Origin of the sequence: Blautia sp. MSK.20.85 (assembly GCF_013317245.1) — a bacterium.
In the GTDB taxonomy this organism is placed as follows: domain Bacteria; phylum Bacillota; class Clostridia; order Lachnospirales; family Lachnospiraceae; genus Blautia_A.
Genome location: NZ_JAAIUN010000006.1, coordinates 56,496 through 79,301 on the forward strand (window position 1 = coordinate 56,496; position 22,806 = coordinate 79,301).

22 protein-coding genes are annotated in these 22,806 nt (G+C 43.8%); 21 read left to right on the forward strand and 1 reads right to left on the reverse strand.

Going from position 1 to position 22,806, the window contains the following annotated elements; translation table 11 throughout:
* Positions 1-27 precede the first annotated feature (27 nt).
* The 14 genes from miaA to G5B12_RS05095 all read left to right on the forward strand — a co-directional run bounded on the left by miaA (position 28) and on the right by G5B12_RS05095 (position 15,316).
* Positions 28-981: a tRNA (adenosine(37)-N6)-dimethylallyltransferase MiaA gene (miaA, locus tag G5B12_RS05030; RefSeq protein WP_021652027.1), complete on the forward strand. Its 954-nt coding sequence runs from the start codon at positions 28-30 to the stop codon at positions 979-981.
* A gap of 21 nt (positions 982-1,002) precedes the next feature.
* Positions 1,003-2,277 carry a methionine gamma-lyase family protein gene (locus G5B12_RS05035; protein ID WP_021977999.1) on the forward strand — a complete coding sequence of 425 codons (1,275 nt, stop codon included), beginning with the start codon at positions 1,003-1,005 and terminating at the stop codon, positions 2,275-2,277.
* Positions 2,274-3,473 (forward strand): NAD(P)/FAD-dependent oxidoreductase, encoded by a 1,200-nt coding sequence (locus G5B12_RS05040; RefSeq protein ID WP_173761634.1) that lies wholly within the window; start codon positions 2,274-2,276, stop codon positions 3,471-3,473. Before G5B12_RS05035 ends, G5B12_RS05040 begins: the two co-directional genes overlap by 4 nt.
* A gap of 2 nt (positions 3,474-3,475) precedes the next feature.
* Positions 3,476-5,077: an NAD(P)/FAD-dependent oxidoreductase gene (locus G5B12_RS05045; RefSeq protein WP_174087843.1), complete on the forward strand. Its 1,602-nt coding sequence runs from the start codon at positions 3,476-3,478 to the stop codon at positions 5,075-5,077.
* Positions 5,078-5,182: 105 nt separating this feature from the next.
* Complete coding sequence (gene radC / locus G5B12_RS05050) at positions 5,183-5,893, forward strand: RadC family protein (RefSeq protein WP_021978002.1); 711 nt, start codon at positions 5,183-5,185, stop codon at positions 5,891-5,893.
* Positions 5,894-5,905: 12 nt separating this feature from the next.
* Positions 5,906-6,919 carry a rod shape-determining protein gene (locus tag G5B12_RS05055; protein ID WP_021978003.1) on the forward strand — a complete coding sequence of 338 codons (1,014 nt, stop codon included), beginning with the start codon at positions 5,906-5,908 and terminating at the stop codon, positions 6,917-6,919.
* Positions 6,920-6,932: 13 nt separating this feature from the next.
* Positions 6,933-7,829 carry a rod shape-determining protein MreC gene (gene mreC, locus G5B12_RS05060; RefSeq protein WP_118070009.1) on the forward strand — a complete coding sequence of 299 codons (897 nt, stop codon included), beginning with the start codon at positions 6,933-6,935 and terminating at the stop codon, positions 7,827-7,829.
* Positions 7,819-8,346: a rod shape-determining protein MreD gene (mreD, locus tag G5B12_RS05065; RefSeq protein WP_021978005.1), complete on the forward strand. Its 528-nt coding sequence runs from the start codon at positions 7,819-7,821 to the stop codon at positions 8,344-8,346. Before mreC ends, mreD begins: the two co-directional genes overlap by 11 nt.
* Entirely contained in the window at positions 8,331-11,228 is a 2,898-nt protein-coding gene (locus G5B12_RS05070; RefSeq protein ID WP_118063830.1) for a penicillin-binding transpeptidase domain-containing protein, read from the forward strand. The genes mreD and G5B12_RS05070 overlap by 16 nt, the downstream gene beginning before the upstream one ends.
* A 58-nt stretch (positions 11,229-11,286) precedes the next feature.
* Positions 11,287-12,075 carry a septum site-determining protein MinD gene (gene minD / locus G5B12_RS05075; RefSeq protein WP_022427288.1) on the forward strand — a complete coding sequence of 263 codons (789 nt, stop codon included), beginning with the start codon at positions 11,287-11,289 and terminating at the stop codon, positions 12,073-12,075.
* Between the two features lie 46 nt (positions 12,076-12,121).
* On the forward strand, positions 12,122-12,361 hold the full coding sequence (minE, locus tag G5B12_RS18275; protein WP_021978008.1) for a cell division topological specificity factor MinE: 240 nt from the start codon (positions 12,122-12,124) through the stop codon (positions 12,359-12,361).
* Positions 12,362-12,364: 3 nt separating this feature from the next.
* Positions 12,365-13,540 (forward strand): FtsW/RodA/SpoVE family cell cycle protein, encoded by a 1,176-nt coding sequence (locus G5B12_RS05085; RefSeq protein ID WP_021978009.1) that lies wholly within the window; start codon positions 12,365-12,367, stop codon positions 13,538-13,540.
* Entirely contained in the window at positions 13,537-14,706 is a 1,170-nt protein-coding gene (locus tag G5B12_RS05090) for a D-alanyl-D-alanine carboxypeptidase family protein (protein ID WP_118063832.1), read from the forward strand. Before G5B12_RS05085 ends, G5B12_RS05090 begins: the two co-directional genes overlap by 4 nt.
* A gap of 34 nt (positions 14,707-14,740) precedes the next feature.
* On the forward strand, positions 14,741-15,316 hold the full coding sequence (locus G5B12_RS05095) for a cytidylate kinase-like family protein (protein WP_174087844.1): 576 nt from the start codon (positions 14,741-14,743) through the stop codon (positions 15,314-15,316).
* Between the two features lie 114 nt (positions 15,317-15,430).
* Here G5B12_RS05095 and G5B12_RS05100 read toward each other — a convergent pair whose 3' ends face one another.
* Positions 15,431-15,919: a hypothetical protein gene (locus G5B12_RS05100; protein WP_174087845.1), complete on the reverse strand. Its 489-nt coding sequence runs from the start codon at positions 15,917-15,919 to the stop codon at positions 15,431-15,433.
* A 190-nt stretch (positions 15,920-16,109) separates the two neighbouring features.
* Here G5B12_RS05100 and G5B12_RS05105 point away from each other — a divergent pair, with 190 nt between their 5' ends.
* From G5B12_RS05105 to G5B12_RS05135, 7 genes are all read left to right on the forward strand, one after another.
* Positions 16,110-16,679 carry a hypothetical protein gene (locus tag G5B12_RS05105; RefSeq protein WP_174087846.1) on the forward strand — a complete coding sequence of 190 codons (570 nt, stop codon included), beginning with the start codon at positions 16,110-16,112 and terminating at the stop codon, positions 16,677-16,679.
* Between the two features lie 14 nt (positions 16,680-16,693).
* Positions 16,694-17,935, forward strand: a complete 1,242-nt coding sequence (locus G5B12_RS05110) for a Y-family DNA polymerase (RefSeq protein WP_174087847.1) — start codon at positions 16,694-16,696, stop codon at positions 17,933-17,935.
* Between the two features lie 129 nt (positions 17,936-18,064).
* Positions 18,065-18,484, forward strand: coding sequence for a hypothetical protein (locus tag G5B12_RS05115; protein WP_021978015.1), 420 nt, complete (start codon positions 18,065-18,067; stop codon positions 18,482-18,484).
* 308 nt (positions 18,485-18,792) lie between these two features.
* Entirely contained in the window at positions 18,793-20,163 is a 1,371-nt protein-coding gene (locus G5B12_RS05120) for an MATE family efflux transporter (RefSeq protein WP_174087848.1), read from the forward strand.
* On the forward strand, positions 20,153-20,977 hold the full coding sequence (locus tag G5B12_RS05125) for a MerR family transcriptional regulator (RefSeq protein ID WP_202031869.1): 825 nt from the start codon (positions 20,153-20,155) through the stop codon (positions 20,975-20,977). Before G5B12_RS05120 ends, G5B12_RS05125 begins: the two co-directional genes overlap by 11 nt.
* 111 nt (positions 20,978-21,088) lie before the next feature.
* Complete coding sequence (locus G5B12_RS05130; protein WP_118070025.1) at positions 21,089-22,321, forward strand: MYG1 family protein; 1,233 nt, start codon at positions 21,089-21,091, stop codon at positions 22,319-22,321.
* Between the two features lie 61 nt (positions 22,322-22,382).
* On the forward strand, positions 22,383-22,613 hold the full coding sequence (locus tag G5B12_RS05135) for a hypothetical protein (protein WP_021978019.1): 231 nt from the start codon (positions 22,383-22,385) through the stop codon (positions 22,611-22,613).
* Positions 22,614-22,806: the final 193 nt, after the last annotated feature.

A 22,806-nucleotide genomic window follows, 5' to 3' on the forward strand; every position in this document is an offset into this window, starting at 1 on the left:
GATACCTATCATAAACGGAGAAAATCTATGAAAAAACCTCTTATCGTCCTTACCGGACCTACTGCCGTGGGAAAAACAAAACTTTCCATTGCCCTTGCAAAAGCAGTAAACGGAGAGATCATCTCCGCAGATTCCATGCAGGTTTACCGCCATATGGATATTGGTTCCGCCAAGATCACACCGGAAGAAATGGATGGCGTCCCTCATCATCTGGTGGATGTGTTGGAGCCCACAGAAGATTTTAATATTGTCCTTTTCCAGCAGATGGCAAAAGAAGCCATGGAAAAAATTTATGATAAAGGCCGGATCCCGATCCTGGTAGGCGGCACGGGATTTTATATTCAGGCCGTAACCAGAGATATTGATTTTACCAGTTCCAACCAGGATGACCATTACCGCAGGGAGCTGGAAGAGCTGGCAGAACAAAAAGGCCCTTCATTTCTTCATGATATGCTTGCACAGGTTGATCCCAAGTCAGCCCAGGACATCCATGAGAACAATGTCAAGCGAGTGATACGCGCCCTGGAATTTTATAAACAGAACGGTACCAGGATCTCCGAACATAATGAAGAGCAGAAAGAACATACCAGCCCCTATGCCCTGGCATACTTTGTCCTGAACGCACCCCGTCCCCTTCTCTACGAACGCATAGACACAAGAGTGGATGAGATGTTGAAAAACGGGCTTGTAGAAGAAGTAAAAAAGCTCCGGGAAATGGGCTGCCACAGAGGAATGGTTTCGATGCAGGGACTGGGCTATAAAGAAATCCTGGACTGGATGGACGGAGAATACCCTTACGAGGAAGCCGTTCGCATCCTGAAACGTGACACCAGACATTTCGCCAAACGCCAGCTTACCTGGTTCCGAAGAGAAGGCGAGGTAACCTGGGTAGATAAAGATAACTTTGATTACGATGACAGCCGGATCCTTTCCTACATGCTTTCTGTATGCAGAGAAAAAGGGATCCTGCCTGCCAAATAAAATAAAAAAGGAAAAATGATCATGAAAGAATTATATGCACAGCTTGGAATCTCTTCCGCAGTTTACGATTTCGGTAAAACTGTAGAAGATTCCCTGAAAGAACGTTTTGAAAAATTTGATAAAACTGCAGAGTATAACCAGATGAAGGTTATCCATGCCATGCAGAAAAACCGTGTCAGTGAGGCATGTTTCGGAGCTTCCTCCGGTTATGGCTACAATGACCTTGGACGCGAGACCCTGGAGCAGGTCTATGCGGATACATTCCACACAGAAGCCTGCCTGGTCCGCCCGCAGATCACCTGCGGAACCCACGCACTTGCCATTGCACTGTTTGGAAACTTACGCCCGGGCGATGAGCTTCTTTCCCCTGTAGGCAAACCATATGATACTCTGGAAGAAGTCATCGGGATCCGTCCGTCCAACGGTTCTCTTACAGAATATGGTGTAAAATACCGTCAGGTAGACCTTCTTGAGGATGGTACCTTTGATTACGAAAATATCAAAAAGGCAGTCAATGAAAAAACAAAACTGGTAACCATTCAGCGTTCCAAAGGCTATCAGACTCGTCCTTCCTTCTCTGTAAAACAGATCGGTGAGCTGATCGCTTTTGTAAAGAAGATCAAACCGGATGTGATCTGCATGGTAGATAACTGCTACGGTGAGTTCGTAGATACCATAGAGCCAAGTGATGTAGGTGCAGATATCATGGTGGGTTCCCTGATCAAAAATCCAGGCGGCGGTCTTGCCCCTATCGGCGGATATATCGCCGGAAGAAAAGACTGTGTGGAAAACGCTTCCTACCGTATGACCTGCCCGGGACTGGGCATGGAAGTGGGGGCAACCCTTGGTGTAAACCGTTCTCTGTACCAGGGATTTTTCCTTGCACCGATGGTTACCAAAGGAGCTTTAAAAGGCGCCGTTTTTGCAGCAAACATTTACGAAAAACTTGGTTTCCCGGTGGTACCGAACAGCACAGAACCACGTCAGGATATCATCCAGGCAGTCACCCTTGGAACACCGGAAGGTCTTGTAGCATTCTGCCAGGGTATCCAGGCTGCAGCACCGGTAGACAGTTTTGTGACACCGGAACCGTGGGATATGCCAGGGTATGACAGTCAGGTCATCATGGCTGCAGGTGCTTTCATCCAGGGTTCTTCCATCGAGCTTTCTGCCGATGGTCCTATGAAACCACCTTATGCTGTTTATTTCCAGGGTGGTCTTACCTGGGAGCATGCTAAACTTGGAATCCTGAAATCTCTTCAGTATATGGTTGATAAGGAACTTGTGAAATTATGAAAAAATCCGAAGGACAGGACTTAAAAAAGCAGGTCTTTGTCGTAGGAGCAGGTGCTTCCGGCCTTATGGCGGCTATTCAGGCTGCCATAAACGGAGCAGCGGTTACGGTTCTGGAACAGAATGACCGTCCCGGAAGAAAAATCTGTGCTACAGGAAATGGACGCTGTAATATGACAAATCTGAACCAGGATGAAAACGCTTACCGGGGATCCCATCCGGAATTTGTCAAAGATGCCTTGGCACAGTTTCCTGTGGAAAAGACTCTGGAATTTTTTCAGGAACTGGGAATCTGTACCACAGACCGCGACGGATGGATCTATCCCCGGAGCAGCCAGGCGCAGAGTGTGGTAGATGTTCTTACCATGAAAGCACGCAGCCTGAAAGTAAAACTGAAAACCAATCAGACTGTTACCGGCGTGTCTTTCACAAACGGACAGTGGAAGATCCATACTGACGGATGGACCTACAATGGTGATGCCGTGATTCTTGCAAACGGTTCCCGCGCCTCTTCCGTTGCAGGTTCCAGTGAAAGTGGATACAAAATCGCAGAAAGTCTCGGACATCATCTGATCGAACCTCTTCCAGCTCTGACAGCTTTGAAATGTAAGGGAAATTCTTTTTCCGGCTGGAGTGGTGTGCGGACAGAAGGTAAGATAACCCTTTATATAGATGGCATTCCGGCAGCCTCTCAGCAGGGAGAACTGCAGCTTACCGATTACGGTGTATCCGGGATCCCGGTATTTCAGATTTCCCGCTACGCCATCCGAGCGGTTCACGAAAACAAAAACGCAGAGCTTTCCATAAATTTTTTTCCGGAACTGAACCAGAAAGAACTGGAAGAATACCTGGAACAGAGAAAAACAGCCTGCCCTTATAAAACAGAAAAAGAACTTCTCATCGGACTTTTTCCGGAAAAACTGATCCGTGTCTTATGTGCACAGAAGGATCTGATCCATGGGATCAATGATTTTCGCCTTCCGGTAAAAGACAGCCTTTCTTTTGAACAGGCACAGGTTTGTTCCGGCGGCGTGGATACTTCTGAAGTTCAAAGTAAAACCATGGAATCCAGACTTCATAAAGGCCTTTATTTTGCCGGAGAACTCCTTGATATTGACGGCACCTGCGGTGGATACAACCTGCAGTGGGCATGGTCAAGTGGAGCTACCGCCGGTATCTGGGCAGCAAAGGAGGAATAACAATGATCCGGATCACACAGTTGAAGCTTCCCATCACCCATACAGAAGAGCAGCTTCACAGAAAAATAGCGAAAACACTTCGCCTTGGAAATCAGCCGTTCACTTATGAGATCCGAAAACAATCTCTGGATGCCCGGCATAAAGAGGACAAAAAATTTGTCTATACTGTAGACATTAAAGTGGATAATGAATCCCGTGTTTTAAAAAAGGTTTACGATAAAAACATTATGTTAACCGCAGAGAGAAAGTATCATTTTCCGACACCTGGTTCTGAAACATTGTCCCATCGACCGGTAGTGATCGGAAGCGGACCGGCCGGATTATTCTGCGCCTGGTATCTGGCAAAAGCCGGATACTGTCCATTGGTACTGGAACGTGGAGAAGAAGCAGATAAACGCCAGGAAACTGTAGAAAATTTCTGGAAGAACGGCATCCTGGATCCGGATTCCAATGTGCAGTTCGGAGAAGGCGGTGCGGGAACTTTTTCCGACGGAAAGCTGAATACTCTGGTAAAAGATACCTACGGAAGAGGAAAAGAAGTCCTTTCCAGATTTGTAGAAGCAGGAGCTCCATCTGAAATCCTTTACCAGCAGAAACCCCACCTTGGTACGGATCAGCTTGTGGGAATCGTTCAGTTTATGCGCCATCAGATTGAAGAAATGGGCGGGGAATTCCGATTCCGTTCCACAGTGACTGATCTGGTGGTCCGTGACCAGAAACTTGCGGCTGTCATCGTCAATGAAAAAGAAGAAATACCGGCAGAAATCTGCGTTCTTGCTCCCGGCCACAGTGCCAGAGATACTTTTGCCATGCTGAACAAGCACAATCTTTCCATGGAGCCAAAATCTTTCGCAGTAGGAGTACGAGTGGAACATCCACAGACCATGATCAACCAGGATCTTTACGGAGAGCCGGAAAATGATTACCTGGGCGCAGCCAGCTACAAAGTTACCCATACACTGGAAAACGGACGTGGCGTTTATTCTTTTTGCATGTGTCCCGGTGGCTATGTGGTAAATGCTTCTTCTGAGGAAGGCATGCTGGCAGTAAATGGGATGAGTTACCAGGCACGTGACAGCCGTAATGCCAACAGTGCCATCATCGTTACAGTAAATCCTTCTGATTTTCCGGAGGAAGGCGTTCTTGGAGGAATCGCACTCCAACGAAAGCTGGAACGTGCTGCCTGGGAAGCCGGAAACGGAAAAGTTCCGGTACAGCTTTTCAAAGATTATTGTGCGCATAAGAAAAGTATCAAACTTGGAGATGTGAGCCCCTGTATCAAAGGAGCCTATACACTTACCGATGTCCGCAGCATTTTCCCGAAAGAGATCGGGGATTCCATTGAAGCCGGAATCCATGCTTTTGGAAAAAAACTTTCCGGTTTTGACCGGCCGGATGCATTGCTGGAAGGAGTAGAAAGCCGTACATCTTCTCCTGTCCGGATCGTGCGGGAACCAAAAAAACTCACTTCCAATATAGAAGGAATCTACCCCTGCGGAGAGGGCGCTGGTTACGCCGGTGGCATTACATCTGCAGCAATGGACGGAATTAAAGTGGCAGAAGCAGTAGCTTCCATTTATGCCCTGCCTGTAAATAAAATGTGAAAAAAGTGGAAATTTCCGGGATAGAGTGTACATTCCTGCTTTTTTATGCTAAAATAACTTCTGCAATTTTGCATACCCTTCTTCGAGAGCGAAAAGGGAAATCATATGAAAGATACTATAATGGAAATGCCAGATTATCAGCGCCCGTATGAAAAATGTCTTCGGGAGGGAGAACAGTCTTTAAGCGATCGTGAGCTTCTTGCTGTGATCCTGCGCTGTGGCGTACAGGGATTAAGTTCTCTGACACTGGCTGATAAAATCCTTAATTTATCGGAACAAACAGGTCATTCCGGACTTTTGGGTCTGTTTCATGCTTCTGTACCGGAGCTGATGAAGATCCATGGGATTGGCAAGGTAAAAGCCATACAGCTGAAATGCATCGGGGAGCTTTCCAAACGTATGGCAACTGCTGCAGCGAAGCCGGAACTGTCTTTTCAGCATCCTGTCACAATTGCAAAGTATTATATGGAACAGCTTCGTCACGAAGAACAGGAATTATTGTACTGTATGATGCTGGACGGACATAATCATCTCACAGGAGAGCAGCTTTTAAGCCGTGGGACTGCCACCGCCACACTGATCACTCCAAGAGAAGTTTTTGTAGAAGCTGTAAAATATCATGCTGTAAATTTGATCCTTGTGCATAATCATCCAGGCGGTGATCCTTCCCCCAGTCAGGCCGATCTGGAAGTCACCAGACGGGTTTTCGAATCTGGTGAGCTTCTTGGAATCCATCTGTTGGATCATATTATCATTGGAGATCACAGGTACATCAGTTTCCGGGAAAAGGGGATTTTTGATGAGTATATTAAGTGAAGGGGCAGATTTATGCTTTTTAGAAATAATTACGGGGTAGACCTGGGGAGCAGCTCTGTAAAAGTCTATTCTTTTTTCAGAAATAAAACTTACATAGAAAAAAACATGGTTGCCTACCGGGGGCGTCGAATCCTTGCTATTGGAAATGAGGCCTATGAAATGTTTGAAAAATCACCTTCGGATATTTCTGTAGATTCTCCCATGGCTTTTGGAATGCTTGCGAATCTCGAATTACAGGAAATCGTACTTTACAGCATGTTGAAAAAGATCGATCATACATCCGGCCTTGGTGCGGATATGTTTTTTTCGGTTCCTCTTGATATGACGGCCATTGAAAAAAGAGCCTACTATCATCTGGTCAATGGACACTGGCTTAGAAAAAACCGGGTTTTCATGGTAGAATCTCCGATTGCAGATGCGGTAGCCATGAACATCAATCTTGAAAAAAATGAAGGCAGTATGGTTGTAAACATTGGTGCACAGAGTACAGAATTTTCAATCCTTACAGATGGCAAGATCATCATAAGCCGTAAGATCCCTCTTGGAGGCCGGCAGATGAATGAATCCATCTGCAGTGAGATTCGTAAACATTACAATCTGCAGATCGGAACACGTACGGCCAAACGCCTGAAAGTAGTCATGGGACGGCTTAACGACCAGAAAAAGGAAGCCCGGAAAGTTGTAGGAATCGACAGCGTTTCCGGACTTCCCAGAGAAGAAGTTGTTTCCGCCTATGTTGTTAATGAGGGAATCACCAATTGCGTAAATCAGATCGCGGCAGAAATGAAAACATTTCTGGAACGTACACCACCACAGATTGCCTATCATATTGCAAAAGAGGGAATTTACCTTACCGGTGGCAGTACTCGACTTCCATATATCGACAACTATCTGGCAAGTTATACAGGATTTGCCTTTAATCTTTCTGATTTGTACGAAACTTCTGCTGTACATGGACTGGAAAAGATCATTCACGACAGAGAACTGCGCAGATGGGCACAGCCTGTAAAGCAGAAAAAACTGTAAAGGGGCATATATAATGAAAAACATCCGAAAAAAAGTGCGTTTTCATTTTAATTTAAAAAGCAAACATCTTCTGGTAATCATGACACTTTTCTGTGGAAGCTGTATTGTTGCTACCGCAGCTTCCGGAACAACTTCAGCACCTCTGCAGAATGTGGCCGGATTTCTGGTTGTTCCCTTTGAAAAGGGCATTTCCGGTGTCAGTAATATGTTCGGAGATGTAAAAAACAGTCTTCGTGATAAGCAGGACGTACTTCAGGAAAACGAGGAACTTAAAAATCAGATCAACAGTCTTACCGAACAGAATAATATCCTGATCCAGGATCAGACAGAACTTACCAGGCTGAAAGAACTTTATAATCTTGATCAGGAATACACTGATTATCCAAAAGTTGCGGCAAGGATCATCTCCAAAGATCCAGGCAACTGGTACGATACATTTATGATCAATAAAGGTACTAATGATGGAATCCATGTTGACAACAACGTAATTGCAGGAAAAGGACTTGTCGGGATCGTCACGGAAGTTGGCCCATCATGGGCTACCGTTCGTTCCATTATTGATGACAGCAGTAATGTCAGTGCCATGGCTGTCAGCACTTCTGATAATTGCGTTGTTACCGGAGATCTGGAGCTGATCGATGAGGGAAAACTGAGTTTTGAACAGCTCTATGACCAGGATAACAAAGTAACCGTGGGAGAACGTATTGTCACTTCAAATATCAGCGAAAAATACGTGGAAGGACTGTTTATCGGTTATGTCAGCGAAATCCAACAGGATCCCAATAACTTGACAAAAACAGGTACGATCGTTACACCCGTTGATTTCGGCCATCTGAAAGATGTGTTTGTCATTACCGTCAATAAACAGGACGCAATAGACAAAACGGAGGATGCGTCCAATGAAAAATAAAATAGTATTATTTATTACCATTATTGTCTGTTTTCTCCTGCAATGTACAATAATGGATTACATTTCCATTGGTTCCATTACGCCAAACCTGCCTTTGATCCTGTGTGTAGCCATGGGATTGATGCGCGGAAGAAAAGTCGGACTTTGGACAGGATTTTTTTCAGGACTTTTTATTGATCTTTTTTACGGATCACTGTTTGGTTTCTATGCGCTGATTTATATGTATGCAGGATATATCAGCGGCTACGCATTCCGCAGCTTTTATGATGATGATCTGAAAGTTCCGCTTTTTCTTGTAGCAGGAACAGATCTTCTTTATAATCTGTCTGTATACGGCCTTCAGTTTCTTCTCCGGGGCCGACTTGGATTTTTGACCTACATATACAGAATTATTATCCCCGAGATTGTTTATACGGTTTTTCTCACAATTATCGTATATCGGATATTTTACTGGATCAACTACCACTTAATGGATACTGTAAGGAAAGAAAGTGAGTCTATTTGGGAATTAAAATAAAAAAAATCATCAAAAAAATCCGTCTGAAACGTACTACTGTTCTTGTGATCGTATTTGTTTTTCTTTCATCTGTTCTTGTTCGGCAGCTTTTCAGCCTGCAGATCATACAGGGAGAAGACTATATCAGTAAATTTCAGACACGTACCACAAAAACACGTGTGATCAAAAGTACACGAGGAAATATCTATGACCGAAACGGCACTGTTGTAGCTTCCAATGTTCTTGCCTATTCTGTTACTTTTGAAGATAGTGGAACATATAACAGCACACGTGAAAAAAATCTGGCATTAAATGGTATCGCATACCAGGTATTGCAGATTCTCTCCAAAAACGGGGACAGTTTGGCCGACAATTTTCATATTATTGTTAATGATCACGGTGATTATGCTTTCGATGTGGAGGAAGGTTTTACTCTGAACCGTTTTCGTGCAGATGTTTATGGTGAAGCACAGATTGATAATCTGAGTGATGAGCAGAAAAACGCAACTGCAGCACAAATGATGGATTATCTTACAGGAAGCAATGGATTTTCCATTGTACTCTACGGAAAAGATGCCTATACTGACGAAGAGCTGGCAGCGCATTCTCTCCCCAAAGAGCTTACCAAACAGGAAATCCTTGAAATTGCGATCATGCGCTATCAGCTGAATACGAACAGTTTCAAAAAATATATGCCGGTAACGATTGCAACGAATGTCAGCGAAAAATCAGTTGCTGCCATAAAAGAAAATCAATCCGCACTTCAGGGAATTGATATTGTGGAAGATTCCACAAGGCAATATGTGGAAGATGAGAGTATGGCACCGATTCTTGGCTATACCGGTCAGGCTTCTTCTGAAGAACTGGAAACTCTTCGGAAAGATAATCCAGATTATTCCAATGATGCCATTGTCGGAAAAGCCGGGATTGAACAGTATATGGAACTTCAGCTTCAGGGAAAAGACGGTGAAGAAACCGTTACAGTTGATAATCTTGGAAAAGTTCTTGATATTGATAATTCCAAAACTGTTGAGCCAATAGCCGGAAACGATGTGTATCTCACCATTGATTCTGACTGGCAGAAGAGTATTTACCAGATTCTTGAGCAGCGTGTAGCCGGTATTGTTCTTTCCAAACTGACCCCTGATAAGAGTTTTGATTATGAAGCAGAGAAAGACGCAAGTAAAATCACAATTCCAATCTACTCTGTATATAATGCTCTTATTGCCAACAGCGTTATTGATATCAATAAATTCAGTAACGATGATGCATCCGATACAGAAAAAAATTTATATGCCAAATTTCAGCAAAAACAGCAACAGGTTTTTGATACAATAAGTAACAGGCTGACAGGAGATAATCCTCCGGCATATAAAGACGAAGACTCACAAATGCAGGAATATCTTACCTATATCTGTGATGATCTTTTAACAAACACATTAAACATACTGAAAAGTGATTCCATTGATACCTCTGATGAAACATATAAAGCATGGAAAAATGATGAGAGCATCAGTTTGAAAGATTATCTGAATTATGCTGCCAGTCAGAACTGGATTGATATTTCTCAGATTTCCACTTCTAATGAATATCTGGATTCTGAAGAAATCTATCAGGCACTGACAAATTATATTATCGACTATCTGAAGACAGATACCGGATTCTCCAAGCTTCTGTACAAATATATGCTTCAGGAAGACACCATCAGTGGTGAAGAACTTTGTGTTGTTCTGTATGAACAGGGAGTTCTTTCCAAAGAAGATGAGCTGTATCAGACAATGCTTTCCGGAGGTCTGGATGCATATACCTTTATGTATCGAAAGATTGCCAGTCTTGAGATCACTCCAGCTCAGCTTGCACTGGCACCATGTTCTGCATCTGCTGTTATTACTGATACTACAAGTGGAGATGTTCTTGCCTGCGTTTCCTATCCTGGTTATGATAATAACAGACTGACCAATAATATGGATACTGATTATTATGCCAAATTATCAACTGATCTTTCTAGTCCGTTTTTTAATAAGGCAACACAGCAGAGAACGGCTCCAGGTTCTACATTGAAGATATTATCTACCGTTGCAGGCATGTCAGAAGGTGTTATCGATGACGGTACTTATATTGAATGTACAGGAAGTTTCGATCTTGTAACACCACCGATCAACTGCTGGAATAAACAGGGGCACGGAGCTCTGGATATCCGTGGAGCGATCGAGCAGTCCTGTAACGTATTTTTCAGTACGATCGGTTTTGAACTTGGAAAAGATTCCGAAGGAAACTTTTCTGAAGCAAGAAGTCTTGGTATGCTTCAGAAGTATGCATCCCTTATGGGACTCGACAAAAAAACTGGCATTGAAATTTCTGAAGCTTCTCCTCAGATTTCAGACAAAAACGCAGTTCCTTCCTATATGGGACAGGGTACGAATATGTTTACCACCAGCCAGCTTGCAAGATATGCTTCAACGATTGCTACATCCGGTACGATCTACAAGCTTTCTCTGCTGGACCGTGTAACAGATTCCAAGGGCAAACTGATCAAGGAATATCCTTCTGAAACAGAGGGACAGCTGGACATTTCCAGCAATATATGGGATGATATCCATGATGGTATGTACCGTGTAGTGCAGACTCATGATCAGTTTAACGGACTTGGTGTGGAAGTTGCCGGAAAAACCGGTACTGCCGAAATTGATTACTATCATCCAAATAATGCTCTTTTCGTGGGATATGCTCCGGTTTCCGAACCGAAATACGCAATATCCGTTCGAATCGCAAACGGATATGCATCCGGTAATGCCTGCCTTGCAGCTAATGATATTTTTAAATACATTTTCGGACTTGCAGATGAAAGCACCATTCTCACTGGTTATGCCGCAAGCGACACCAGTAATGTATCGAATGACTAAACAAACTTTATGAGGATACCAGAAGTGTGGAACATTTTAATGGGAGGAATCAGAAAATATGAGTGAGGTCATTGTCATTACATCCGGAAAAGGCGGCGTGGGTAAAACCACTACGGTAGCAAATATCGGGACCGGGCTGGCGGCCATGGGAAAACGGGTTGCTGTTGTGGATACGGATATCGGACTTCGAAACCTGGATGTTGTTATGGGACTTGAAAACCGTATTGTTTATAACCTGGTAGATGTCATCAATGGAAGCTGTCGCCTGAAACAGGCTCTGATCCGTGACAGACGGCATCAGGATCTGTACCTTCTTCCTTCTGCACAGACAAAGGACAAGACTGCTGTATCACCGGAACAGATGATCAAGCTTACGGACGATCTCAGGGAGGAATTTGATTATGTTCTTCTGGATTGTCCTGCCGGAATTGAACAGGGATTTAAAAATGCGGTAGCCGGTGCAGATCGTGCCCTTGTGGTAACAACTCCGGAGGTTTCCGCAATCCGTGATGCAGATCGTATCATAGGTTTGCTGGAATCCGGAGGGATTCGGGATATCCGGCTGATTATCAACAGGCTCAGGCCTGAAATGATCGCAAAAGGAGATATGATGTCAGTAGAAGATGTCCTGGAAATCCTTGCTGTAGATCTGATCGGTGCCATTCTTGATGATGAACAGATTGTAATTTCCACAAATCAGGGTGAACCACTGTCTGGGAAAAATTCACAGGCAGAGGAGGAATACCGCAATATCTGTCGACGACTTATTGGAGAAGATGTTCCCTATACTACCGTCCGGCGAAAAAGCAGTGTATTCCAACGGCTTGGCAGTATTTTTCGCAGATAAATAAGCACTGCCAGATTATCTTTTCATCACAGAGGGAGGAATAAATATGCGGTTTTTCTCCGAAAAAAAACGCTCCGCAGGTTATGCCCGTGACCGAATGAAACTTCTTCTTGTATCGGAACGCATAGACTGCTCTCCACAGATGATGAAACTTTTGCGGAATGACCTCATACATACCGTAAAAAAATACGTTGTAATTGATGAAACAAGGGTGACCATACAGATTTCACAGGAACCACCTGTTCTGCATGCTGTCATACCTGTACTTAAGAAAAGGGATGCATAATTTATGATTAAACAGTATAAGCTGCGGTTTTACAACTTTCGTCTGGTAGTTTTTCTTCTGGCGATCAGCTTTATTGGAATCCATCTTGTAGGAACAGCTGCCGATTATCTTCGCACCCGTCAGCTTCTGGGTGTAATCATTGGAGTAGTCTTTATGCTGCTTCTTTCACTGATGGACTACTCCTGGTTGCTGAATTTTCAATGGATCATGTATGGTTTTAATATTGTAATGCTTCTGGCGGTTCGTTTCTTCGGCTCAAGTGCCAACGGCGCAGCAAGATGGGTGGATCTTGGTTTTATTCGCTTCCAGCCGACAGAGTTATCTAAAATCATCATTATCCTGTTTTTTGCAAAATTTTTCATGGATCACGAAGATGATCTGAATACATTGAAAACTCTGGCACAGTCAGCAGTTCTTCTGGTAATTCCGTTAATGTTGATCTATGTACAGCCAGATATGAAAAATACAATTACTGTAGTAATTCTGTTCTGTATTCTGATCTATATTGCAGGACTCAGTTACAAAATTATCGGAGGAGCGGCTCTGATTGCAATTCCTCTTGCAATTATTTTTCTGTCGATTGTTGTACAGCCGGATCAGAAACTGATTCAGGATTATCAGAGAAACCGTATTATGTCGTTCCTGTATCCGGAGAACGAAGAATATGCGGATGATATTGAACAGCAGAACAACTCAAAAACAGCGATTGCCTCCGGAGAACTTGTAGGACGTGCTTTCAGTAATGACACAAGTGTTACTTCCGTGAATGATGGAAACTTTGTTTCTGAGAATCAGACAGACTTTATTTTTGCAGTGGCAGGAGAGCAATATGGATTTATTGGCTGTACTCTGATCGTGCTGCTGCTGTTTCTGATTACTTTTGAATGTATCCGGATGAGCCTTCGGGCCAAGGATCTTGCCGGAAAGATCATATGTTGTGGAGTGGGAAGCATTGTTTCCATACAGAGTTTTATCAATATCTGTGTTGCTACCGGACTTGCGCCTAATACCGGTACTCCGCTGCCTTTTGTAAGCTATGGTCTTACCTCTCTGATCAGTCTGTTCATTGGTATGGGACTTGTTCTCAATGTAGGACTGCAGAGCAGTGCATATAATAAAGAATTACAGAAGAAAGAGCAGAAAAAGGATGCCTACTTTCGGAAAGAGGAATATTTATGACACATAAAGAACCTGTGAAAAAAACTGCACGTCCTGGAAGTACTCCCGGACATCGGTCTTCCAAAGCCGCAACTCGCACAGCTTCCGCTGGGAAAGACAGAGTTTCTGATCCATCTGCAAAAGCTGTTCCCTCCAGGCGCAAAACACAATCAGTCAGAATGAAACGGATGCGCCGCAAAAAGATCCGCAATACCGTTCTTCTGCTTCTTCTGCTGGTCGTCCTGTGTGGAGCAGGGGGATTTGGAGTCTACATGTTAAAAGGCGGGAATTTTTCCACCCCGGTTAATTCTTTCAACGCCTTTTCCGAATTTGATAATACACTGGTCTCAAAAGAGGAACAGAGAGCAGAGGGCTTTGCTCAGAATCTCTGCGTTGTTACCAAGGATGTTCCTCTGGACTCGGTCAGTCTGGATGATAACCAGTCCGGTGTTCTTTTGAACCTCAGTGACAAAAAGGTCCTCTATGCAAAAGGTGCCTACAATAAGGTATATCCAGCCAGTATCACAAAGATCATGACCGCAATGCTGGCTCTGAAATACGGCAATATGGATGATACCGTAACGATCTCCCAGGAAAATGTTACGCTGGAATCCGGGTCACAGGTTGCAGGTTTTATGGAAGGCGACCAGGTCACCATGGACCAGCTGCTTCACTGCCTTCTGGTCTATTCCGCCAATGATGCAGCTTCTGCCATTGCAGAACATGTAGGCGGTTCCACAGATAAATTTGTGGAAATGATGAACAGTTTTGCCGCTGAGCTTGGATGCACAGGAACTCATTTTACCAATCCTCATGGCCTTCAGGACGAAAATCATTATACAACGCCTTATGATATCTATCTGATGTTAAAAGAGGCGCTGAATTATCCGGAATTTACAGACATCACGCAGATGTCGTCCTATACAGTTACCTACAAACATTCGGATGGCTCAGATGCAAGTACTACCTTAACCGCTACTGACCATTACCTTACCGGTGAGGCCACAACACCGAAGGATGTCACCATCCTCGGTGGAAAAACAGGAACAACGGATAAAGCAGGAAACTGTCTGGCTCTTTTAAGCCAGAATGCTTACGGAAAGCCTTTTATTTCCATTGTTATGGGTGCATCTTCCAAAGATGTTCTGTATCAGGAAATGACATCATTGCTTCAGAATATCAACTGACAGAAAATCATTACATCATAAGGAGGACAAGGCAATGATCATTACAATTGACAGACAATGTGGATGTGGCGGGCACCGTGTAGGTGTTCTGCTGGCAGAAAAACTGGGACTGGAGCTTTATGACAAAAAGAAGCTTCTGGAAGAATCAAAAAAAATCGGTAAATTCGAGGAAAACAGCGATTTCTTTGATGAAAAATCGGTAAACAGCCTGTTATATTCCATCGCAATGAATTATGGTGAAAGAAATCCAATGACGAATTCATTCAACCTGGTACGGGAACTTACCAAAGGAAAATCTGTTGTTATGATCGGACGATGTGCCAATATCATATATCAGGATATGCCAGATGTCACCACTGTTTATCTCCATGCAGATATGGAACATCGGGTACATCGTATTATGGAGCGCGACCATGTTTCTGATAAAGAAGCACGAAAACAGATCCGGGAAACAGACAAAAAAAGAGAGCAGTTCCATAAATCCTGCACCAATACCTCCTGGAGTGATTCGAACCAGTATCAGCTGTCTATTGATACCGGTCTTGTGGGCATCGAACAATCTGCTCAGCTGATCATTGATTACATTAATCTGAAGAAAAAAAGTATCTGAACCAGACAATAAGATTCATCTGTCAGGCAGATAAAAAAACAGGTACGCTGTGAGTTGGTCAAACCTGCTCATGAAGCGTACCTGTTTTTTATTTATGCATGTGTTTTCTGAAGATCAGTAGACTTCTACGGTATCATCTCCGGTATCTCCGGAACTACTGTCATCCAGTTCCGAATCAGAATTGTCACCGGTATCCGTACCATCATCAACAACATCACCAGTATCATTATCGGAGGTATCATCTCCCTGTGAAGTATCTGGATCAGAAGTGTCATTAACGTTCCCGTCATCAGGAGTATATCCCTGATCGTAATTTCCGTCGTCTCCGGTATCTGGATCACCGGTATCTGTGTTATCATCGGAATCATCCGATCCACTGTAATAACTGTCTTCCGTGTAGATTGGAAAATCAGCACTGTCAGAATCTGCATCTACGGATCCCTGTGAAGTTGAGTCAGGAACGGGCTCCGCTGCGTTGTTATCCGGAATTGCCGTAAGATGAGAAATGTTTCCATCTTTGGGGACCACAATATAAATCCCAAGCATTACAATACATAATGCCATGGCAAGTCCGGCGATCTTCATTTCTTCCATATGTTTCATAGACGTCAGTCTCCCTGTCATTTTTTTGTATTATAGCACAGAACCAGTCGTATTTGTAAACCTGTTGTTGTTTTTCATGAAATTTATTTTTGGGCAGTGTAGACACATTTTCCCTTCGTGTTTATAATAAACAATAAGATTGATTTCCATGTAGCCATCGAGTATTTTACACAGAAAGGCAGGATATTTCATGAGTAACTGTATCACCACTTATACGGGAAAACATTTTGATCCCACACAACCTGAAAAAGAACGGATCTGCATAGATGATATCGCACATGCCCTTTCTCTTTTATGCCGCGGAAATGGCCATGTAAAGACCTTTTTTTCCGTAGGACAGCATTGTATCCTCTGTGCAAAGGAAGCCATGGCCCGTGGCTTGCCAAGACGTCTTGCACTGGCAGCTCTTCTTCATGATGCCAGTGAATGCTATATGTCTGATGTTCCCAGACCGTTTAAAAAAAGCCTTCCCGAATATCAGCGACAGGAAGAAAAGCTTCTTTGCATCATATATGAAAAATATCTGGGCACCGGACTTTCTGCCAAAGAGGAGCAACAGCTGAAAAACATTGATAATGATCTTCTCTGGTATGATCTGAAATTTCTTCTCAACGAAGAACCGCCGCAGCCCAAACCATCGGTCTGTGTTCCCATAGATTATACAGTCCGTCCTTTCCAGGAAGTGGAAGACGAATATCGGATGTTATTTAAGCAATTGCGGGCGGATATTCACAATTCAAATTTACTTGATCATGATTGAAAGAAGAAGTATGTATGGAACGATTGATTTTTCATGTTGATGTAAACAGCGCCTTCCTTTCCTGGGAAGCTACCCGAAGAGTAAAGCAGGGGCTTCCGGATCTTCGGGAAATTCCTTCCTGCATTGGTGGAGATCCCAGAAAACGGACCGGCATCGTAGTTGCCAAATCCATCCCTGCAAAAAAATACGGGATACAGACAGGAGAACCAATGGCTATGGCCTTTCGTAAATGCCCGGAACTGATATCCGTTCCGGCAGATTTTGAGCTTTATGATAAATATTCAAGGTCTTTCAAAAGTATCTGTGCATCCTATGCCCCTGTGATGGAATCCTTTTCCATTGATGAGGTATTTCTGGATATGACTGGCACCTCCTACATTTACCCGGATCCGATTGTAACTGCCCATGAGCTGAAAGATAAGATACGGACCGAACTGGGATTCACTGTAAATATCGGCATCTCTGTCAATAAACTGCTGGCAAAAATGGCCTCAGATTTTGAAAAGCCGGATAAAGTACACACCCTGTTCCCGGAAGAGATCCCTGTAAAAATGTGGCCACTTCCCGTAAGAGATCTTCTTTTCCTTGGAAAATCCTCTGAAAAGAAGCTTAAGGAGGCGGGTATACGAACCATCGGTGATCTTGCCCATGAGAAAAAGCCCAAGATCCAGGCACTTCTGGGTGAAAAAGCAGGACAGCAGTTATACCGGTACGCCCGCGGTCTGGATGACTCCCCGGTAAAAATGAAACCAGATGAAGCTAAGGGATTCAGTCTGGAAACAACCTTTAATGATGATCTGGTATCCATGGAGCAGGCGCTTCCGATCCTTCTGGAACAATGCGATGTCCTTGCTGCTCGTATGCGCCGCAAAAAGAAAAAATGTACCTGCATCTCTGTAACCTTTCGAACGCTGGATTTCCAGAACAGATCACACCAGATGAAACTGAAAAACGCCACAGACATCACCGACGAAATTTATTTCCACGCCCGAAAGCTTTTTGAAGAATCCTGGAGAGGACAGCCGCTGCGTCTTCTGGGGGTATCACTTACCGGACTTACCGACGACTCCTTTGAACAATTATCATTCTTTGAAGATATCAGGGAAAAAGAACGCCGCCAGAAACTGGATGCAGCCCTGGATTCTATCCGACTTAAATACGGAAATGACAAGGTTACCCGCGCCAGTATCATGAACAGTACCGCCCGGATCGGGAGAAAAGCAAAAGCGCAGATGGAAAATGAGAGAGAACAATAATGTTTGATGAAAATTTACCAGATTCTTTCAAAAACCCCTTGCAATTTTATTCACAATGCACTATAATTTGAAACATATCAATAGCAATTTTATTCAAAATTATTATATGTGTCTAAGGAGGAAAACAGGATGGTTGAACTGATCGTAGGAAAGAAAGGCAAAGGAAAAACAAAAGTACTGTTAGACAAAGTAAACGGGGCTGTGAAGGATGCCAGCGGCAGCATTGTTTACTTAGACAAAAGCACCAAGCACATGTATGAGCTGAACAACAAAGTCCGCCTCATTGATGTTTCCGGATTTCCGGTTAAGAATGCGGATGAATTCGTAGGATTTATCTGTGGTATCCTCTCTCAGGATCATGATCTGGAGCAGGTATATCTGGACAGCTTCCTTACAACAGCCAAACTTGAAGGAAAGGATGCAACCGGAACACTGGATCAGTTAAGTGCCATCGGTGAAACCTTCAAAGTTTCCTTTATTATCAGTATGTCTCTGGATAAAGAAGAAGTTCCGGCAGCATATCAGGATAAGATTATCTGCGCATTATAATAAAATTGAATATGAACGTCCTATTTTGTACATAAAACATAAAAGAACGTAAATTTTAAAGGGATCTGTCGCAGGGCAGATTCCTTTTTTAATCGAATAACTGCTTCACAGTTATTCGATTATGAGCAAGTAGCGAATGCGGATTGCGAATATCCTCTTGATTGCAAGCCGATTCCTCATATGGTAAATCACGCAAAAAAGCATTGACATTACAACCGTTATAAGGTTTAAATTATATCCGGGAGGTTATCTGACCGGGAATATTGCCATCCGGCTAATACATCCGACCGATCAGACAAAAGAGAATCATGGAAAAAAATCTTACAACCGGAAATATCTTTAAAACTATTGTGTACTTTGCCCTGCCATACCTGTTATCTTATTTTCTTCAGACACTTTACGGAATGGCAGATCTTTTTATCATCGGACAGTTTGACCATGTTGATGCCATCACTGCTGTATCAAACGGAAGCCAGGTCATGCATATGTTAACAGTCATTATTGTAGGACTGGCCATGGGCGCAACCGTTACCATCAGCCGGGCTGTCGGCGCAGACAGGAAGCTGGACGCAGCCAGAGCTATCGGAAACACGGTCACATTATTCATGGCTGTTTCCATTCTTTTTACGCTCCTGCTTCTTCTCCTCGTCAGGCCCATTGTTGTACTGATCGGTATCCCGACAGAAGCGGTGACAGGTACCACACAATATCTTATCATCTGTTTTATCGGAATTCCCTTTATTACAGCTTATAACATAATCAGCTCCATATTCCGTGGCATTGGTGATTCCAAAACTCCCATGTATTTTGTGGCCATTGCCTGTGCTGCCAATATTGTACTGGATTACGTTTTCATTGGCTTTTTCCATATGGGACCATCCGGAGCAGCCCTTGGAACCACACTTGCCCAAACTCTCAGTGTGATCATTGCCCTGATATTCATTCGCCACAGAGAAACCGGAATCCATCTTACAGGAAAAGATTTCCGCCCGGATCCTCGTGTGATGACGCAGATCCTGAAAATCGGAATCCCGGTAGCTGTACAGGATGGATGTATCCAGGTTGCATTTATTGTGATCACGGTGATCGCCAATCACAGGGGATTAAATGACGCAGCTGCTGTTGGTATCGTGGAAAAAGTGATCAGCGCTGTCTTTCTGGTTCCGTCTTCCATGCTGGCTGCGGTCTCTGCTCTGGCTGCTCAGAATATCGGTGCCGGGAAGCATGACCGTGCGGCAAAAACGCTCCAGTACAGCATCCTGATCACAAGTGTTTACGGAATCATTATCTCATTGATCGTTCAGTTTACCGCTCCACATATCCTTCAGACATTTACCGGAGATGACACGGTCGTACTTCTTGGCACTCAGTATATCCATTCCTATATCTGGGACTGCATTTTTGCAGGCATCCATTTCAGCTTTACCGGATATTTCTGTGCATATGGAAAATCCTATATTGGTTTTATCCACAATATCATTGCCATTATTCTGGTCCGTATCCCGGGATCTTATCTGGCTTCCAGATATTTTCCCCATACGCTGTTCCCTATGGGAATGGCAGCGCCGGCAGGTTCTCTGCTTTCGGTTCTGATCTGCCTGATCGCCTATTTCTGGTTGAAACACCATGCCGGTCCTGGTCCTGTATCCAGATGCAAAGGAGATTCCAATGGAAGATAAAAAATTATTTCTTATCGGAGAAGTAGCCAAAATGTTCCATATCAGTATGGGGACTCTCCGCCACTATGAGCAGGCTGGTCTTTTAACACCGGAATATACAGACCCGGACACTGGATACCGGTATTATGGCACCAGACAGTTTGAGCTTCTCAACACCATACGTTATCTCAGAGTCCTGGATTTTCCACTCGCCCAGATCAAAACTTTTCTGGATAACCGTGATACCGATGTGATCGAAGAAAAGCTGGTCCATCAGAAAGAAGTGATCGCAAGGAAGCAAAAAGAGCTGGAGCTGATCTCCCGAAAGATCGACCATCGCCTGGAACAGCTCCGGGATGCCATGAATTTCAGGCTTGATGTGATCCAAACTGTCGAAATTCCCGAAAGCCGCGTTGTCTGGCTCCGGGATTCCCTGCATCCGAAAACATATCTGGATCTTGAGAATTCCATCCGAAAACTGGTAGAAAATCAGAAGGAATCTCTGGTTTTTATGGGAAAGATCGGAATCGGGATCTCCAAAGAACAGCTTTCCCAAAAATCTTTTCAGGATTACGACCGGATCTTTCTTCTTCTGGATCAGGAAGACCGATATGACGGAGAAACGGAAACTTTTCCCAGACAGACCTGCGTAACCATCCGTTTCTGCGGAAGCCACAGGGAAGCACCGGCTTATTATCAGAAACTCCTTGCATACATTGAAGAGAAAAAACTCTGTATCACCGGATTTTCCAGAGAAACCACGTTGATCGATTATGGAATTACAAACAATACCGATAAATTTGTTACGGAAATCCAGATTCCGGTGAATATCTGAAATTTATGCCTTCTTATGGAGTGCTTTTTTAGCTTCCAGTGAGGAGGCTTTGTTTATTCTTCATTTCTGTGGTATACTGAATGGCAGAATAAACATACAGGAGCGTTTCTTATGAATCATTTACTGGAAAAAATCAAACAGAAAAATGCATCCGCATTTACCCACAGCGGAAAATTTCATGCAGACGATGTTTTTTCTGCCGCACTGCTTTTATATCTGAATCCTGAGATCACCATCGCACGTGGAAACATTGTTCCGGAAAATTATGAAGGTCTTGTTTTTGATATTGGAAGAGGGCAGTATGACCACCACCAGAAAGACAGCCGTATCCGTGACAACGGCGTTCCCTATGCGGCATTTGGTCTTCTCTGGGAAAAACTCGGGCCGGAAATCCTCGGTGAGGAGCTGGCACAGAAATTCGATGAATCCTTTGTCCAGCCATTGGATATCAATGACAATACCGGTGAAAAAAACGAACTTGCCACGCTCATCGGCAATTTTAATCCTGGATGGGATTCCAAAGGCAGCAATGACGAGGCATTTTTCCAGGCAGTCAGTGTCGCCGGCATGATCCTGGAAAATAAATTTGAGCGTTACCTTGGAAATGAGCGTGCGGACAGACGGGTGGAAGAAGTTCTTGCAGAACACACCGAAGCCCTGGCTTCCGGTGAAACTCCGGCAGAAAATACCAATATCCTGGTACTTCCGGAATTTATTCCCTGCCAGAAGCGCCTTTCCGAAACCAATATCGCTTTTGTGATCTTTCCATCCAACCGGGGCGGCTATTGTATCCAGCCACAGAAAAAAGAATATTCCATGAATTATAAATGCAGCTTTCCTTCTTCCTGGCTGGGCCTGGAAGGAGAGGAGCTGGCTTCGGTAACCGGCCTTGAAAGTGCGATCTTCTGCCATAAAGGCGGTTTTCTCATGACCTGTGGAACTCTTGAGGATTCCATTCTTGCCTGCCGGAGCAGTCTTGCTGCTTTTCATGAGGAAGCTGTGATCGTAAGCCTTGGTGGAAATGATACGACTGACATGCTGCTTCAGAATCTTCCGGAGCTTCCTTCTGCCAGGATCGTGCATCTGCCGGTTCCTCAGCTTCCGGAACTGACTCTGAACGGGATCTACGGAGAACTATCCATGGAAAAAGCAGAATGGAAAAGCCATATAAAAGACCAGCTGAAAGAAATCCTCCGATACAGGCCGGAGGCAGTTTTCGCAGACAATGCCATGTTTTCTCTGTACCCGATCGTCCATGCACTGCGAAAAAAACATATTCCTGTCCTTACAGTAATAGAAAAAGACGGCCAGAAGCTTCTGGTGCGAATCCCATCTGGTTCATAAAATCTGTCAAGCGAAGCAGATATATTTATACTGCATATTCATACAGAAAGAAGGCATATTTATGCGCGAAGAAAAATTTAAAATGGAAAGGCAGGGACTGATCCAGGTAGGAGATAAAGTGAAAATCTCCGAATTTCTCTCTGCTACAAACTACAGCTACATTATTGAGCCTGCAGTAGCCATGTCCGGCTGCTATAGAAACGCAGACCGTATCAAGTCCAAAGAAGGGATTATAAAAAGCATTGAGCATACACCGCGTGGCTTTATTGTTACTGCAGAATTTGACGAATAAGCATACTGCTGATCAGATATCTGCCCCCTTTCAGGGTACATGCCTGATTCGGTTATGATCCGGCAGTTGACAATCTGCCGGATTTTCTGCGAAAAAAACGTCTAATTGTTTCTGGATTATTTTGCAAAAATCTGGTATTATAAAGAAGATATTTGTGTAATTTCTCTAATTATCAGGAAATTACAAATTTTTA

What these genes read in the sequence shown, in the direction of transcription:
- G5B12_RS05120 (WP_174087848.1), top strand. Translation starts at nt 18,793, where the DNA reads ATGGAAAAAAATCTTACAACCGGAAATATCTTTAAAACTATTGTGTAC.
- miaA (WP_021652027.1), top strand. Translation starts at nt 28, where the DNA reads ATGAAAAAACCTCTTATCGTCCTTACCGGACCTACTGCCGTGGGAAAA.
- G5B12_RS05035 (WP_021977999.1), top strand. Translation starts at nt 1,003, where the DNA reads ATGAAAGAATTATATGCACAGCTTGGAATCTCTTCCGCAGTTTACGAT.
- G5B12_RS05125 (WP_202031869.1), top strand. Translation starts at nt 20,153, where the DNA reads ATGGAAGATAAAAAATTATTTCTTATCGGAGAAGTAGCCAAAATGTTC.
- radC (WP_021978002.1), top strand. Translation starts at nt 5,183, where the DNA reads ATGAAAGATACTATAATGGAAATGCCAGATTATCAGCGCCCGTATGAA.
- G5B12_RS05115 (WP_021978015.1), top strand. Translation starts at nt 18,065, where the DNA reads ATGGTTGAACTGATCGTAGGAAAGAAAGGCAAAGGAAAAACAAAAGTA.
- G5B12_RS05105 (WP_174087846.1), top strand. Translation starts at nt 16,110, where the DNA reads ATGAGTAACTGTATCACCACTTATACGGGAAAACATTTTGATCCCACA.
- G5B12_RS05045 (WP_174087843.1), top strand. Translation starts at nt 3,476, where the DNA reads ATGATCCGGATCACACAGTTGAAGCTTCCCATCACCCATACAGAAGAG.
- mreC (WP_118070009.1), top strand. Translation starts at nt 6,933, where the DNA reads ATGAAAAACATCCGAAAAAAAGTGCGTTTTCATTTTAATTTAAAAAGC.
- G5B12_RS05110 (WP_174087847.1), top strand. Translation starts at nt 16,694, where the DNA reads ATGGAACGATTGATTTTTCATGTTGATGTAAACAGCGCCTTCCTTTCC.
- G5B12_RS05095 (WP_174087844.1), top strand. Translation starts at nt 14,741, where the DNA reads ATGATCATTACAATTGACAGACAATGTGGATGTGGCGGGCACCGTGTA.
- G5B12_RS05100 (WP_174087845.1), bottom strand. Translation starts at nt 15,919, where the DNA reads ATGAAACATATGGAAGAAATGAAGATCGCCGGACTTGCCATGGCATTA.
- G5B12_RS05040 (WP_173761634.1), top strand. Translation starts at nt 2,274, where the DNA reads ATGAAAAAATCCGAAGGACAGGACTTAAAAAAGCAGGTCTTTGTCGTA.
- minE (WP_021978008.1), top strand. Translation starts at nt 12,122, where the DNA reads ATGCGGTTTTTCTCCGAAAAAAAACGCTCCGCAGGTTATGCCCGTGAC.
- mreD (WP_021978005.1), top strand. Translation starts at nt 7,819, where the DNA reads ATGAAAAATAAAATAGTATTATTTATTACCATTATTGTCTGTTTTCTC.
- G5B12_RS05055 (WP_021978003.1), top strand. Translation starts at nt 5,906, where the DNA reads ATGCTTTTTAGAAATAATTACGGGGTAGACCTGGGGAGCAGCTCTGTA.
- G5B12_RS05135 (WP_021978019.1), top strand. Translation starts at nt 22,383, where the DNA reads ATGCGCGAAGAAAAATTTAAAATGGAAAGGCAGGGACTGATCCAGGTA.
- G5B12_RS05085 (WP_021978009.1), top strand. Translation starts at nt 12,365, where the DNA reads ATGATTAAACAGTATAAGCTGCGGTTTTACAACTTTCGTCTGGTAGTT.
- minD (WP_022427288.1), top strand. Translation starts at nt 11,287, where the DNA reads ATGAGTGAGGTCATTGTCATTACATCCGGAAAAGGCGGCGTGGGTAAA.
- G5B12_RS05090 (WP_118063832.1), top strand. Translation starts at nt 13,537, where the DNA reads ATGACACATAAAGAACCTGTGAAAAAAACTGCACGTCCTGGAAGTACT.
- G5B12_RS05130 (WP_118070025.1), top strand. Translation starts at nt 21,089, where the DNA reads ATGAATCATTTACTGGAAAAAATCAAACAGAAAAATGCATCCGCATTT.